Origin of the sequence: Streptomyces sp. S07_1.15, assembly GCF_020739505.1 — a bacterium.
GTDB lineage: Bacteria > Actinomycetota > Actinomycetes > Streptomycetales > Streptomycetaceae > Streptomyces > Streptomyces xinghaiensis.
The window spans coordinates 4013566-4027706 of the sequence record NZ_JAJBZK010000001.1 but is presented as its reverse complement, the minus strand read 5'-3'; the positions used below and the strand labels follow the sequence as shown (position 1 = coordinate 4027706).

Below are 14141 nucleotides of genomic sequence, written 5' to 3'. Positions count from 1 at the left end.
TCCGCAAGATCCAGCGTTTGTCGCGTTAATAGCGACTGCTAACGTCCGGATCATGACGACAGGACGCATTGAATTGGGACCGACAGGGCGGACAGTCGCCGCCAACGTGAAGCGGCTCCGAGAGGGCCGCGGGCTCACCCTTCGAGCCCTTTCGAAAGCACTCAGAGAGAAGGGTCGGCCCTTGAGCGCCGATGCTTTGAACAAGATCGAGAACGGGGCGAGTGAGGAACCGCGTCCGATCCGCCGAGTCGATGCCGACGACCTGGTCGCACTGGCTGTCGCCCTCGACGTTCACCCGGCCGCGCTGCTGCTCCCCCACACCGCAGCGAGCGACCAAACCGCGATCATCACTACCGCGGGAGAGGTGCCCGCCCGGCGAGCGTGGGAGTGGGCCCACGGAATGCGGCCGCTGCGAGAGGACCAAGACCGCGGCTGGCTGCGATTCCGCCTCAACGCCCTGCCGGAAGCCTGGCGCGCCATCAGCGCGCGGCAGTACGCCGAGTGGTCGGCCCATCAGGCGAAGAAGGAATACGAGCACATCCTTGAGCAGACCGGATTCAACCCGGACGGGACGCGCAGGGAGGGGGGCGACGATGGCTAGGGTCTGGATCGAGGACCGGCAGAACCACGCCGACTACCAGGCCGCCATGGACAAGTGGCAGGCCGCGAAGCGTGAAGGCAGCAAGCGGCAGGCGCCGGGCCGGTGGCGGGTGCGGTGGTACGGCCCGGACGGCAAGCCGAAGGCGAAGACGTTCGGGAAGCTGCCGCAGGCCGAGGCCGAGAAGCAGGCCCTGTTGAACCGGCTCGACAAGGGTTCGTACCGCGACCCGCAGTCGGCGAAGGCCGCGTTCGCCGTCGTCGCCGAGGAGTGGCACGGCTCGCTTCGCAAGCAGGGCCGGCGCACGAAGGCCGACTACCGCGAAGCGCTCGACTCCTACGTGCTGCCGAAGTGGCGCGACTGGCAGGTCGGCGCGATCCGGTGGGAGGACGTCTCCGAGTGGGTCGACGAGCTGTGCACCAAGCCGGGACGGTCCGGCCGCAAGCTGGGCCCGGCCCGCGTCGTGAAGGTCTACCGGGTGTTCTCCGCCGTGATGAAGCGCGCGGTGCAGACGGGCAGGATCGCGGCGAGCCCGGCGACCGAGCACGACCTGCCGCGCAAGGATGACGACGATGACCACGTCTACCTCTCGCACGCCCAGCTCGAAGCGCTCGCGGCCGCGGCCGGCGAGCACCGGCTGCTCGTCCTGGTGCTCGGGTACTGCGGCATCCGGTGGGGTGAGGCGATCGCCATCAAGGCCGGCCGTCTGCAGCTCGACAACCGCCGCATCCGGATCGTGCAGGCGTACAGCGACGTCAAGGGCAAGCTCGCGGCCGGGCCGGTGAAGAACCACGAGAAGCGCTCGGTGCCGGTGCCGCGGTCGTTCGCCGACGAGCTGCGGCCGCTGGTCGAGGGCCGCGGGCGTCACGATCTGCTGTTCACGGCGCCGGGGGGCGGCCCGCTGCGGTACAGCAACTTCCGCACCCGGTACTTCGACAAGGCCGTCAAGGCGGCCGGGCTCGGCGAACTCGGGGTGACGCCGCACAAGCTGCGGCACACCGCGGCGTCGCTCGCCATCGCGGCCGGCGCCGACGTGAAGGTCGTTCAGCTCATGCTCGGGCACAAGTCCGCGGCGATGACGCTCGATGTGTACGGGCACCTGTGGCCGGACCGGCTCGACGAGGTCGCGGACGCCCTCGACGCCGGACGCCGGGCCGCACTCGACCAGATGAATGCGCCGCTCGCGGCGTGACAAGGGGCGAGATCATGTGTACAGAATGCGTACTGCCCGCCCGGGGCCCACCGGACGAGCAGTCACCAACTGGCCTGTGACCAGTGCGGTAAGTCAGAGCCGACTGTCGGGTTCGAACCGACGACCTTCGCTTTACAAGTTCGACCGTGTCCGCACAGCTACCTGGGCCAACACAGGCCCCTGACCAGGATCACCTTCCAGGAGCGGACGGCAGAGTCCGGGGCCGTCTGGCGTCGTTGATGTCAATCGCTGATGTCGGACAGCAGCACCAAGAGGCATGGGATAGACCATCCTGCTCCAGGCTCGCCAGCTGCGGTGGGTCCGGACCACCGCCTCCCGCCCAGTGGAGTAGCTTCTGCCCTCCGCGCGCGCCCTCTGCTGACCCAGCCGCAGTCCCCGATGGGGACTTTCCGCAAGATCGATTCCCACCGGGAGGGTTGGGTAGTGAGCTGCTACAGGGGGCACGGCTGCGGCTACCGCGAAGTGCCTCCCACGCCGCTCGTCTCTCGCTAGCATCCATGACATGGACGCTTCGCCCAGCCCGCGAAATCAGCAACTAGATTTCTACAGTCTTTATAAGCCGTGTTTATTGTGCGTCGAAACGGAAGGGGAGGATGGAGAGCCTGGAATTGGGACGGCTTTTCACATCGGGGACGGCTACCTTGTTACTGCACGGCACGTGATTGAGGGGCGCCGGCTAGTGAACCTGATTCCGGCAAGCTACGGAAATGTCTCATTGGAATCTGTTGAGGCAGTATACCCGTCTGATCCCGATGTGGATCTTGCGGTTTTGAAGACGGATTTTTCGCTAGACTATTACACGAATCACGTTAGCTTCTGGGGGCGGACCGATGTGAGGAAGGTTGACCACATAGAGATTGGCGGACATCTTAACGACTGGATTGATGACGGGTTAGTCCTCATGAAGGTGGTGGCTTTCGGATATCCACCGATTCCCACGTCTCCGGAACCGCAAGTCGTAGCGGTGCGGGGTGAAGTCAATGCGGTAATCGATCCATATGTCGGTTCGAAAGATCCCCTATTTATCATTTCCCCGATGGCGCGTGGTGGTTTCAGTGGCGGCCCTGTGCTGACCGAACAAGGATGGCTGCTCGGGGTGGTCACTTCCTCGCTACTCACGGATCACGCAGCCCCCGAACTTGGGTACGGTGCAGTTCTGACGATTGAGCCGCTATGGGAACTTCTTTTTGAACACAGGATCTTCCCCGCCTCGAATGCAGATATGATGTACGACCTGCGCTATGCGTGGGGCTTTTCGGATGATGATTTTCCGTTCAATCAAGAAACGTTTCGGAGGCTTAAGCGGAGGGAGGATGCTTCAGTGGACACTCCTACTTCCACTGAGGCCAATCGAACGGAGCAAGGGGATTTGTCACCATGACCGCCTAGATGGATAGGGAGTGCGATGAGCAAGAGAGGATGCCAGCAGCAGCCCTCCCAGAAGGGAAGAGACTGCTCTCTCGCCGCGGGGAAGTGGCTTCAACGCTGCTTCACAGACGAGCGCCCGCTCCGGCACCCGAAAGCCCTGTCTCCGAGTGGGGGTAAGGCAGGAGCTGACTGTCGCCATCGCCCACCCTCGGACGGCCCGCAGGCGGCTTAGCACCGACCATTCCTTATCCGTAATCCGTAGCGTGACCTCATCTCTAAAATTTAGATCGGCCTGCCATGGGGGTTATTTTTCCTACATCGAAATCTGCTCGCAGATCGCCAGGTGAAGCTCAGTCGAAGCTTCCGAAATTTCCTCCGCGATGTTCCGCTGACTCACACGTCGCGGGAGAGGGAATGGAGTACCTTCGATTTCGTCGGACCAATCAGCTATATGATAGAAGATCGCCCCCGCCAGATCCGACACTTCTGAGTCACCCCAGACGGTATGGAAATCTGCAACGGCTCCGATAGCTCGTGCGACTTTATGAATCGCATCCTCCCTGCTGTCTGCTATTTCTTTGAGTGAAGAAGAGCGGCGAGACTTAACTGCCGCGTACCGTGTCTCAGCTTTAACCCACTCGGCAAAAAAGCCTCTGAATTCCTGATAGGCGGCGAGCATGGCAACCTGTCCGTCCCGATTGGCCAGGCCGAGTGAAAGAAGTGGGTTCAGGTTAGCCTTGTATTGACGCATCGCCTTTTGATCTATAGGTCCGTGGCGGTCGTCAAAACGGGCGTGACATGTCGGGCAAAGTGCAATTAGATTTTTGAATTCGTGCTTGCGTATTTTTGACCAAGGGATAATATGCGCAATTTCGACGGGAGTGGATTTGCAGGTCGGAATTGCGCAGCGATGACCGGCTTCAAGGAGGACTCGCCGGCGAAGCTCGCTCGGTACTTTGGGTCTCGTCGCTGCCACGCTCTGCATGCTAGTCATCCCGACTGACAAGAGCCCGCCGCCTCAAGGGGAACCACCACCTCCGCTCCCATCCCGTCTGCGTCGACCCACACACCGTGGAGCGGGCGTGGTCCCTGGCGTCCAGGTGGAGCGCGCCACTGTACGAACGACCTGGACGCCAGGGACCACGTCTGCTCGGCTCTGCCTGGGTCGACGGCAGACGGGATGGGAGCTCCCCACGCACGCCACCGGCTCACCGGCACTCGGCTACGGCGCCCGTCCATCCCGGAGCCTGAGCGCCCCCGCCGGAGGCATCCATCTCTGAGGGCAGGTTGGTTGATCGCTGCGAGCGTGGGCCGGCCCCCGGCCGGGCTGGAGCGGGACGAAGGCAAGAGCGCAGGCCCGGCCGGGGGCCGGGCCGCGCGGCGAGCGGAGCGAGCCGACTTGAACCCGTGGAGAAGGTTGTAACTCAGTCGGCTGTTGTGGGTCGGAAAAGCCAGGCGCAGTCCGGCAAGTTGGTGTTCTGGCGGTGTGCCAGGGGGAGCAAAAGCACGGGTCGGGCTGTCCATGTGACGTGGGTGCCGTGGCTGTTGACCGACACGGTGCAGGGTTCCCCGCTGTGGAGGGCCTTGGTGGTTGCGCTGCGGCCTTCGTGGAGCCAGTCCCAGGCTTGTGCAGCTGCTGCTGGTTCCAATCCTGAGGTGATCGTGCGGAGTGCGATGGCGATCCAGCGGACTGCCTGTGGGGCCGAGTAGGTCTCGATCGAGGCCAGGAGCGCGGGTCGTTGTGTGCAGCTGGGGCTATCGGTCCAGCATTCGCACCAGTAGCCCGGGATGGGGTGTGTCATCGGGCGTCCTCCGGTGGGTGGGCTACGAGGACGTAGCGGCATTCCTCGTCGTGGAGGGTGAGTTGGTAGGCCGTACCGGCGGCCAGGTAGGCGAGGGCGCGTTCGTGTTCGGCTTCGTCGGTGAGCCAGTGGCGGCCCGGCTGCGCGTAGGGCGGGTCCAACTGGTCGGTGATGTCGCGGGTTCGGTCGCGGAGCCAGCGCAGGGCCAGGCGTGGGCTGGTGGCCGTTCGGGCGCTGAGCAGGATGGAGCTGACCGCTTGCAGCGGGTAGGCGGTGGCCCAGCAGCGGTACGGGGTGTGCTGTTCGGCCGGGGTGAATAAGGGGTGCCGGGAGCCGGAGGTCAGCACGGGAGCTCTCCCGGGTGGAGGCCGATGAAGAGTTCGGCGGTGACGGTGCGCCCTTGGTGGCTGTCGTGGATGACGACGCGGTGGGCGAGGGCGGTGACCATGGCCAGTCCGCGGCCATGTACGGCGTCCTCGCTCGGGTGGCCGGCCTTCGGGGTGGATGCAGTGCCGCCTGCGTCAGTGACCGAAAGGGCGATCACCTGGCGCCAGACGGCGAGGGCCAGGTGGAAGCTGCCGCAGGGGTGGCCGCTGGCGGTGTGGAGGACGGCGTTCGCGCTCAGCTCGCTGACGATCAACTCGGCGTCGTCGGCGCACGGCGAGCCTTTGAGGATGTCCCGTGTCCAGCGGCGGGCCCGGCTGACCTCTTCGGGGAATCCTGGGCAGATCAGTCCCCACACCCGTGGACTGCTCGTATACTCGTGCATACAAGTTCCTTCGTGCTGGTAGGCCGCCATGTGCAGCGGGTTCGGGCTAGACGAGTTTCACGCCGTCGTGCGCGCGTATGGCCGGCGGGGTCGCTGCGTCCATGGCATCCAGGACGCGGATCGCGTATGCCTCGTCAGCGAGGTCGGAGACTTCTTCGCGGGTGACCCAGCGCAGTGCTCGGGTCTCCTCACCGGTTGTGGGCGTGCCGTCGGCGGCCTGGCAGCGGAAGACCAGGGAGACGATCAGGCCCTTCATGTTCTTGTAGACGCCGGTCAGGGTCGCGGGAAGCGCGATCTTGATTCCGGTCTCTTCGAGGACTTCTCGCTGAAGGGCTTCGGGGATGGTTTCCTCACGTTCGAGGACGCCGCCCGGCGGTTCCCAGTGGCCGTTGTCGCGCCGCTTGATCAGCAGGGCCCGGCCCTGGTCATCAATGATCACTCCGGCAACGCTCACGGAGTGCGGGCGATCAGCAGTCACGTCCCTTGGCCCTTCATAGCTGGCTAGGCTCTCAACCGTAGCAACAGAACTCGGCCACTCGTCTAGATACCTAAAGGAGTACCTGTGAGCCCTCTTCCCAGCGGCGTGCTCGGTGCCCTCGATCCCACCAGTGATCGCGCCGTTTTCCGGCAGATCGCCGATCAGCTGCGTGCGGCGATCGACAAAGGCCGCTTCAAGGAGGGCGAGAAGCTGCCGTCAGAAGCCGAGCTGGTCGATCACTACGGCGTCTCCCGGATGACCGTCCGAAACTCCTTCTCCGTCCTCCAGGGCGAGGGCCTGGTCCACTCCGAGCACGGGCGGGGCGTCTTCGTGCGGCCACGTCCGCCGGTGCGGCGATTGGCCTCCGACCGCTTCGCCCGGCGCCACCGGGAGCAGGGGAAGTCCGCGTTCATCGTGGAGGCGGACGCCGCGGGCAGCCGTCCGGAGGTGGACAGCCTGGAGGTCAAGGAGGAGCGGGCGACACCCGACATCTCCGCCCGGCTCGGTTCGGTGCGCCGGGTGCTCGCGCGGCGGCGCCGGTATCTGCTCGACGGCCGGCCGGTGGAGTTCGCCACCTCGTATCTGCCCCTCGACCTGGCGCGGGACACCCCCATCGCCCAGCCCAACCCCGGGCCCGGCGGCATCTACGCCCGGCTTGAGGAGCTGGGGCACCGGCTCGACCACTTCGAGGAAGAGATCAAGGCCCGGATGCCCTCCCCCGCCGAGACCAAGACACTGCGGCTGGCCTCCGGTGTGCCGGTCATCCACCTGATCCGGACCGCGTTCGACACCGAGGGGCGGGCCGTGGAGGTCTGCGACACCGTGATGGCCGCGGACGCCTACGTGCTGTCGTACCAGCTCCCGGCGACGTGACGGGCGGTGCGCGAGGCCATTTCCCCGGACTCGTACACCTCGACACGCATACTCGTATAGACGAGTGGGCAAGTTGTGTGGCAAGGTATCCGCGTTCCCGGTGATCCGGGTTCACCAAGACGCATCTTGTATAGACGAGTAGATGGGAGAGGTGTCTTGCGCACCATTCGTGTGGAGACCTCCGGCGCGACGATGCTGCTGACCGAGGCTCCGGAGACCAAGGTCCGCGACCGGCAGACCGGTGAGGTCGCCAAGGACGCCACCAGCGGCGAGACGCTGATGACGATCGGCGTCGTCCACATCGAGGACGGTGAGTCCTCGCTGATCAAGGTGACCGTGCCGGAAAGCGGCATCTCGGAGGGGCTGACCCTCGGGGCGCCGGTCTCGCTGCCGGGGCTGGTGGCCCGGCCCTGGGAGAACGTGTTCAACGGCCAGCAGCGGCACGGCATCGCCTTCCGCGCCACGGCCGTGGTCCCGGCGGCCTTCCCGGGCTCGGCCTCCGCTGAGGCGGCCTGATGGCCGACCTCTCGGCACTGCTGGAAGTGGGTGGCCCCCTCGCCGCGCTCGGCGGCGGGGCCGCCTACACCCGGGCCCGGCACCCGGCCGTGTACTGGTCGGCGGTCGGCCTGCCGGTGTCCACGGCCCGGCTGCTCACCTCCTACGGCTCCGTGATGGAGGCGTGCGGTCTGACCGTGGCACCGTCCCGGCTCCGGGTCCTGGCGGTGAAGGCCACCACCCGCCGGGAGGTCCGGCCCGTCCCGCCACGGCGGGGTCTGCTGCGGCCCACCTCGACGGGGCTGCGGCTCCGGCTGAGGCTGGCGCCCGGGCAGGAACCGGCGGACGTGGCTGCCTCGGCGGAACGGCTGCGGCATGCCTGGGGCGTTCACGCCGTGTACGTGTCCACGGTCCGGCCGGGTGTGGTCGAGCTGCGGCTCGTCGGCTTCGACGTGCTGCGGCGGGTCCGGATGCCGCGCACGGCCGGGGCCGGCCTTCTCAAGGTTCCCGTCGCGCTGCGGGAGGACGCCACGGCGTTCGTACGCGACTACCGGACCGTGCCGCATCAACTGACGCTCGGTGCAACGCTGTCGGGCAAGTCCATGTACCTGCGGCACCTGATCACCGGGCTTGCCCGGCAACCGGTCGCCCTGGTGGGGATCGACTGCAAGCGGGGTGTGGAGCTGGCGCCGTTCGCGCCGCGGCTGTCGGCGCTCGCCACCGATCCGAAGCAGGCGGCCGAGTTGCTGCCCGCGCTCATACGACTGATGGAGGACCGATACGACCTGATCAAGAAGCGGCAGGGCATCGCCCCGGACACCCCGGCGGACGAGATCACCTCGGATGTCTGGGGGCTGCCGGAGAGCGAACGGCCGGTGCCGGTCGTGCTGTTCGTGGACGAGGTGGCCGAGCTGTTTCTCGTCGCCAGCCGGAAGGACGAGGAGCGACGGGACGAGATGGTCACGCAGCTGATCCGGCTCGCCCAGCTCGGCCGCGCCGCCGGGATCTACCTGGAGGTGTGCGGGCAGCGCTTCGGCGCCGAGCTGGGCAAGGGCGCGACCATGCTCCGGGCCCAGCTCACCGGCCGCGTCTGCCACCGGGTCAACGATGAAGCCTCGGCCAAGATGGCGCTCGGGGACATCGCGCCGGAAGCGGTCGCCGCGGCCTGCGCCATCGCTCCAGAACGGCCGGGGCTGGCCGTGGCCGGTGACACCTCCGGCGGGTGGTCCCGCATCCGGACCCCGTACCTGTCGCTCGGTGCAGCAGCCGAGATCTGCCGCGAGTCGGCGGACCTGGTGCCGGAGCTGCCCGCGCTGGAGCGCTTCCGGCCCGCCGTTCCCGTGCCGTCGCCTGCCAAGGAGTCGGCTCCGGCCGTCAAGCCGTATCCCGTGACCGGCTGACCGCCATCCCGCATCGGTCGGCGTGACCGCCTCGCGCCAAGTCCCTACCCCTGCCATGCCTCAACCCGGAAGGAGCCGCATCATGCGCGCCCACCTGGCCCGCGTCGACGCGGTGCTGGTCCAAGCCGTCATCGCCGCCGCGCTGTCCTTCGCGCACCTGCACGACCTCGCGGCGGCGGCCGGTCAGGACGGGTGGAAAGCCTGGGCCTATCCCGTCTCCGTGGACCTGCTGCTCGTGGCTGCGTGGCGGCGGCTGCGGTCGGGCCGGGACCGGGCGGCCGGGTGGTGCTGGTTCGTCATCGCGCTCGCCGCGTCGCTCGGGGCCAACGTCGCCACGGCCGGACTGCTCGACCTCGACGACGTGCCGGCCTGGCTGCGCATCACCGTCGCGGGCTGGCCCGCCGTCGCCTTCCTCGGCGGAACGCTCCTCGCGCACTCCGGCCCGGCTGTCGAGCCAAAGCCCGTGCAGCGGGAAGACGTTGCCGAGCCGAGGACGGAGCCGTCCCCGGAACCGGGGGCCACGGCTCCCGAACCGGAGTCCGTACGGGAGCCCGCGCCCGAACGGCCTGCCGTGCCCGTCCCGGCCGCCCTGGTCGAGCACGCACGCAAGGTGGCCGCCGACCACCGCAACCGCACCGGAACGCCCATCGACGCCCCGACCCTACGTGCCCGGCTCGGCGTGCCCGCGCCCATGGCCGAAGCCATCACCGCCCGTCTCTGAGAGGAGAGCCCGTGACCGCCAACCGCCGTTTCCGCGCCGTCACCCGCATCGGCCCCGTACAGGTCGGCACGTCCTACGACGGCCGGGGGCGGGAGAAGCACACCGCCGCGTGCACCGCTCCGCGCTGCGGCTTCTCCGCCGACTACGACAGCCGCGCCGCCGCCGAGCTGGCCGCCCGTACCCACCGCTGCCCCGTCCGCTGAAAGGAACCGTCGCTGTGACCGTCACCCTGCCGCTCGTCCTGGTCCTCGGCCGCTTCGCCTGGGGCGCTATCAAGTTCCTCGGCGTCCGCACCTGGGTCGTCGTCCTGGTCGCGCTGTTCGGCTTCTGGCTCTCGGACACCTTCCTCGCGCCCGCCATCGAGTCCGGCACGCGCTCCGGCGTGGACGTCATCAACGGCACACATGACTAGACGAGTAGATGTGAGAGGTCTTCCGATGCTCCTGCCCCAGTACCCGGACAACCCCACGCCGCCGCCCGCCTACCGGCACGCACCCGCCGACCCGGCGCCCGTCCAGCGCGCGGCCCCCTCGATCTCCGTCGGCACGGGAGCGGTCGTGGCGCTGATCACCGGCGGCGTGGTGCTGACCGCGCTCCTGGCCGCCGTCGCCGTCTCGGCCATCTCCGTGGCCGTCGCCGCCGTCGTCCTGCGCTCCCTGCTCCGCGAGCACCACCGGCGCTGAACCGCCGACTCCCGGGGCGGCCCTGATACCGCCAAGCATCCGCCGCCCCGGGAGCCCGAACCCCTCCGACCGAAGCCAGAAGGAGACAGCCATCATCACCCGCACCACCCCGCCTCCGCTGCCCGAACTCGGCAAGCTGGCGGCGTTCGGTACCCTGCCCGGCCTGCTGCGGCAGCTCTCCGGCCTCGGCGGCTGCACGCGCCCGATCCGGCTGGACGGCCACCGCACCGAGTACGACGTCAACACCCGGACCGGCGAGATCGGCCGCGTCCTGCACCACCTCGACTCCGCCCGCCTCCCGGCCGGCCAACTCCTCGTCCGCTGCAACAACCGCCGCGCGACCCGCTGCCCGGCCTGTGCAGAGGTCTACCGGCGCGACACCTTCCACCTGATCACCTCCGGCCTGCGCGGCGGCAAGGGCGTCCCCGAACGCGTCGCCGCACACCCGCGCGTCTTCGCCACCTTCACCGCGCCGGGCTTCGGCCCCGTACACAACCGCCCGACCGGCCCGGCCGGTTCGGTCCGCCGCTGCCGCTGCGGCGTCCTCCACGACCAGGACGACGAAGCGCTCGGCACCCCGCTGGACCCGGACACGTACGACTACGAAGCGGCCGTGCTGTGGAACGCGCACGCCGGGATGCTCTGGCGGCGCTTCTCCATCTACCTGCGCCGGGAGGTCGCCAAGCGGGCCGGGCTCACTCAACGCGCGCTCCGGGAGCACGCGCGGGTGTCCTTCGCCAAGGTCGCCGAGTACCAGAAGCGCGGCGCGGTCCACTTCCACGCCGTCATCCGCCTCGACGGCCCCGGCGGCGGCGACACCCCGCCCCCGGCCTGGGCGACCGCCGAGCTGCTGACCGACGCCATCCGGGCCGCTACAGCCAAGGCTCGCGTGGACGGCCCCGTACTCGACGGCCGTGCGCACGCCTTCACCTTCGGCCGCCAGCTCGACATCCGCACCATCCGCGGCGCCGACTTCGACGGCGGCCAGGAGCTGACCGAACGCGCCGTCGCCGCCTACATCGCCAAGTACGCCACCAAGGGCGCCGAGACAGCGACCGGTGCGCTCGACCGGCCGCTCAAGTTCGCCGCCGAGCTGGCCCAACTCGACATCAGCGACCACGCCCGACGGCTGATCCGCACGGCGTGGACCCTCGGCGCGCGCAAGGACCTCGAACAGCTCCGGCTGCGTGCCTGGGCCCACATGCTCGGCTTCCGCGGCCACTTCTCCACCAAGTCCCGCCGCTACTCCACCACCCTCGGCGCCCTCCGCACCGCCCGCGCCGAATGGCGCCGCGCCCAAGCCGCCGCCGCAGCCGCGACGGCAGAGGCCGAGCCGGAGACGACCTACGTCCTCGCCCACTGGGCCTTCGCCGGAACCGGCCTGTCCCCCGCCGAAGCCTGGCTCGCCGCATCCCTCGCACCCGCACCCGGAACGGAAGGAGATCCGACCCATGCGTGACGACGAACTGCTGACCGTGCCGGACGTGATGGCACGGCTCAAGCTCGGCCGGTCCACGGTCTACGACCTGATCCGGTCCCGTCGCCTGCCCTCGATCACCATCGGCCGGTGCCGCCGCATCCCGGCGCGGGCCGTCCGCGACTACATCGCCAACGAACTGGAGGCGGCTGCCTGATGGCCCAGCAGCGCAAGCGCAACCCCAACGGGGCCGGCACCATCACCAAGCGCAAGGACGGCCGCTTTCACTGCGCCGTCTACGTCCTCCAGCCGGACGGCACCCGCGCCCGGAAGTTCGCCTACGGCAAGACCTGGGCCGAGTGCGACACCAAGCGGCGCGAGCTGCTGGCCAAGGTGGAGAGCGGCGTACCGGTGCCGACCCGCTCGGCCAAGCTCGCGGAGTGGCTGCCGTACTGGCTGGAGAACGTGATCAGGCCGAACCGGAAGCCCACGACGTACAGCAAGTACGCGATGCACGTCCGGCTGTACCTGGTGCCCCTCCTCGGCAAGAAGCGGCTGGAGACGCTGGGCCCTCGGGATGTCCGAGTCTTCCTCGCCGAAGTGAGCCGCAGGGCGACTCCGGCCACCGCCAAGGAAGCGCACCGGGTGCTTCGTTCCGCCCTCACTGCGGCGTGCCGCGAGGAGCTGGCCACGCGCAACGTCGCATCGCTCGTGGAGGCCCCGAAGGTGAACAGCCGGGAGACGACGCCGTGGTCCCTGGACGAGACGTTGACCTTCCTGGAGGAAGCGCGGCGCGATCCGCTGTACGCGGCCTTCGTGCTCGGCATCGCCATGGGACTGCGGCGCGGTGAGGTGCTGGGCCTGCGGTGGTCGGATGTGGACCTGGACGGCCGTGTGCTCCGCGTCAGCAACCAGCTCCAGCGCATCGGCGGCGAGCTGTACCAGAGCACCACCAAGACCGGGAAGGCCCGGCCGGTGCCGCTGCCGCTGATCTGCCTGGCCGCCCTCCGCTGGCACCGGCTCCGCCAGGCCGACGCGGCACGGAAGCGGGGCGCCGAGCTGGACCCGTCCGGGCTCGTCTTCACCACCCGCACCAGCCAGCCGATCGAGCCGCGCAACCTGAACCGGTCCTTCTCCCGGCTCACCGCCTCGGCCGGCCTCCGCCCGATCCGCCTGCACGACGCCCGGCACGGCTGCGCAACGCTGCTCACGGCGGCCGGGGTCGCTCCCCGGGTCCTGATGGAGATCCTCGGCCACAGCCAGATCAGCATGACCATGGACGTGTACACGCACGTCGCGCAGGACACCCAGCGCGAAGCCATCAGCCACATGGACCGGCTGCTGAAACGGCGCATCAACCGAGCTTGACCGACCAGCCGCAGAGGCCCGCCATCACCACGATGGCGGGCCTCATTCGTCGTAGTCGTCAGATCCGGTGTTGGACCCAAACCGCAATGATGCCCACGGCGGCCGTGCCGGTACCGGTACACGCGCCGCGAAGCAGGAGACTGACGGCCGTCCGACGTCGTCGGGAGATCCAACGGCTGGAGCTGGACGCCCACGACGGTTTGCGCTCAGACGGCGGCTTGCTCGTATCCTCCATAGGAGTGTTCCTCTCGTCTACATCGCTAGGGACATCACGCGAGGAGTCCCGCCGACCAAACGGCCTCAGAAACCTGGTCGGTTGGGGCTCCTCTGCACTGCTGACAGGAGTGTAGGACGCCCTAGCGCGCAACCCGAGCGCGGAATATGTGCCAGAGTTCCGATGTGTTCCGATCTAGGGCTGACTAGAGCCAACCAGGACTAACTACGGCTCACCGAGACTCACCATGACCAGGCACGACGCCCACCTTTCGTGACCTCGGTCACATCGGAGCCTCAGTGCGATATACGCCTGGCAAGGCGGACCACCCAGCACCAGGTCGCTGGAAACGCACGAGGTATCAGCCGACTTGCGGCCTTGCCGCGCACCCCCGAGTGCGGCAACTCTCTCCCGTTGATGTCACCTGTAGATGTCAAACGCCCCGGACGATCAAGCGTCCGGGGCGTTCCCGCTGTTCATGGCTGGAGCCGACTGTCGGGTTCGAACCGACGACCTTCGCTTTACAAGAGCGGTGCTCTACCAGCTGAGCTAAGTCGGCGTCGCGCGTCGCCGCGCGAAAGCGGCTCCACTGTACACAGAGCGCCGCTTCACCGGCCACGTCATTGGGGCGCGGCGGGCGGGGTGGTCCCGGCGCCCACGCCGTACGCCCCCGCCTCCTCCGGCCGGCCGGGCGGGGCGGTCGGGAACGCAGCCCGGGCTCTCCGTCCCCGCCCCGGAGGGC

Annotated in this window: 17 protein-coding genes and 1 tRNA gene; 13 read left to right on the top strand and 5 right to left on the bottom strand. The window is 68.3% G+C overall.

Translation table 11 applies throughout. From position 1 onward, the window contains the following. The first annotated feature begins 52 nt into the window (after positions 1 to 52). The 3 genes from LIX60_RS17445 (at position 53) to LIX60_RS17435 (ending at position 3192) form a co-directional block, all read left to right on the top strand. Positions 53 to 601: a helix-turn-helix domain-containing protein gene (locus LIX60_RS17445; RefSeq protein WP_227959253.1), complete on the top strand. Its 549-nt coding sequence runs from the start codon at positions 53 to 55 to the stop codon at positions 599 to 601. Further along, positions 594 to 1790: a tyrosine-type recombinase/integrase gene (locus tag LIX60_RS17440; protein ID WP_227959252.1), complete on the top strand. Its 1197-nt coding sequence runs from the start codon at positions 594 to 596 to the stop codon at positions 1788 to 1790. The genes LIX60_RS17445 and LIX60_RS17440 overlap by 8 nt, the downstream gene beginning before the upstream one ends. 523 nt (positions 1791 to 2313) lie before the next feature. Further along, positions 2314 to 3192: a serine protease gene (locus LIX60_RS17435; RefSeq protein WP_227959250.1), complete on the top strand. Its 879-nt coding sequence runs from the start codon at positions 2314 to 2316 to the stop codon at positions 3190 to 3192. Between the two features lie 300 nt (positions 3193 to 3492). On the opposite strand, the gene LIX60_RS17430 is transcribed toward LIX60_RS17435, so the two are convergent. The 4 genes from LIX60_RS17430 to LIX60_RS17410 form a co-directional block, all read right to left on the bottom strand. Continuing rightward, positions 3493 to 4155 carry an HNH endonuclease gene (locus tag LIX60_RS17430; RefSeq protein ID WP_227959249.1) on the bottom strand — a complete coding sequence of 221 codons (663 nt, stop codon included), beginning with the start codon at positions 4153 to 4155 and terminating at the stop codon, positions 3493 to 3495. A gap of 822 nt (positions 4156 to 4977) precedes the next feature. Next, entirely contained in the window at positions 4978 to 5328 is a 351-nt protein-coding gene (locus LIX60_RS17420; RefSeq protein ID WP_374117872.1) for a hypothetical protein, read from the bottom strand. Further along, positions 5322 to 5750 (bottom strand): ATP-binding protein, encoded by a 429-nt coding sequence (locus tag LIX60_RS17415; protein WP_227959246.1) that lies wholly within the window; start codon positions 5748 to 5750, stop codon positions 5322 to 5324. Before LIX60_RS17415 ends, LIX60_RS17420 begins: the two co-directional genes overlap by 7 nt. A gap of 46 nt (positions 5751 to 5796) precedes the next feature. Then, positions 5797 to 6204, bottom strand: coding sequence for an NUDIX hydrolase (locus tag LIX60_RS17410; protein WP_043462880.1), 408 nt, complete (start codon positions 6202 to 6204; stop codon positions 5797 to 5799). Between the two features lie 108 nt (positions 6205 to 6312). On the opposite strand from LIX60_RS17410, the gene LIX60_RS17405 reads away from it, so the two are divergent. The 10 genes from LIX60_RS17405 to LIX60_RS17360 all read left to right on the top strand — a co-directional run bounded on the left by LIX60_RS17405 (position 6313) and on the right by LIX60_RS17360 (position 13185). Beyond that, entirely contained in the window at positions 6313 to 7101 is a 789-nt protein-coding gene (locus LIX60_RS17405; RefSeq protein WP_227959245.1) for a GntR family transcriptional regulator, read from the top strand. Positions 7102 to 7257: 156 nt separating this feature from the next. Then, positions 7258 to 7617 carry a hypothetical protein gene (locus LIX60_RS17400; RefSeq protein WP_227959244.1) on the top strand — a complete coding sequence of 120 codons (360 nt, stop codon included), beginning with the start codon at positions 7258 to 7260 and terminating at the stop codon, positions 7615 to 7617. Further along, positions 7617 to 8996, top strand: a complete 1380-nt coding sequence (locus LIX60_RS17395; RefSeq protein WP_227959243.1) for an FtsK/SpoIIIE domain-containing protein — start codon at positions 7617 to 7619, stop codon at positions 8994 to 8996. Before LIX60_RS17400 ends, LIX60_RS17395 begins: the two co-directional genes overlap by 1 nt. Before the next feature lie 82 nt (positions 8997 to 9078). Continuing rightward, positions 9079 to 9717, top strand: a complete 639-nt coding sequence (locus LIX60_RS17390; RefSeq protein ID WP_227959241.1) for a DUF2637 domain-containing protein — start codon at positions 9079 to 9081, stop codon at positions 9715 to 9717. Positions 9718 to 9728: 11 nt separating this feature from the next. After that, entirely contained in the window at positions 9729 to 9920 is a 192-nt protein-coding gene (locus LIX60_RS17385; protein ID WP_043462864.1) for a mobile element transfer protein, read from the top strand. Positions 9921 to 9934: 14 nt separating this feature from the next. After that, positions 9935 to 10129 carry a hypothetical protein gene (locus LIX60_RS17380; protein WP_227959239.1) on the top strand — a complete coding sequence of 65 codons (195 nt, stop codon included), beginning with the start codon at positions 9935 to 9937 and terminating at the stop codon, positions 10127 to 10129. Between the two features lie 25 nt (positions 10130 to 10154). Further along, positions 10155 to 10400: a SpdD protein gene (locus LIX60_RS17375; protein ID WP_227959237.1), complete on the top strand. Its 246-nt coding sequence runs from the start codon at positions 10155 to 10157 to the stop codon at positions 10398 to 10400. 136 nt (positions 10401 to 10536) lie between these two features. Next, a complete protein-coding gene (locus LIX60_RS17370; protein ID WP_227962807.1) occupies positions 10537 to 11859 on the top strand; it encodes a replication initiator in 1323 nt (440 codons plus the stop codon). After that, positions 11852 to 12034, top strand: coding sequence for a helix-turn-helix domain-containing protein (locus LIX60_RS17365; protein WP_043462853.1), 183 nt, complete (start codon positions 11852 to 11854; stop codon positions 12032 to 12034). Before LIX60_RS17370 ends, LIX60_RS17365 begins: the two co-directional genes overlap by 8 nt. Beyond that, a complete protein-coding gene (locus LIX60_RS17360) occupies positions 12034 to 13185 on the top strand; it encodes a site-specific integrase (RefSeq protein ID WP_227959236.1) in 1152 nt (383 codons plus the stop codon). The genes LIX60_RS17365 and LIX60_RS17360 overlap by 1 nt, the downstream gene beginning before the upstream one ends. A gap of 697 nt (positions 13186 to 13882) precedes the next feature. On the opposite strand, the gene LIX60_RS17355 is transcribed toward LIX60_RS17360, so the two are convergent. Beyond that, positions 13883 to 13958, bottom strand: a tRNA-Thr gene (locus tag LIX60_RS17355). Positions 13959 to 14141: the final 183 nt, after the last annotated feature.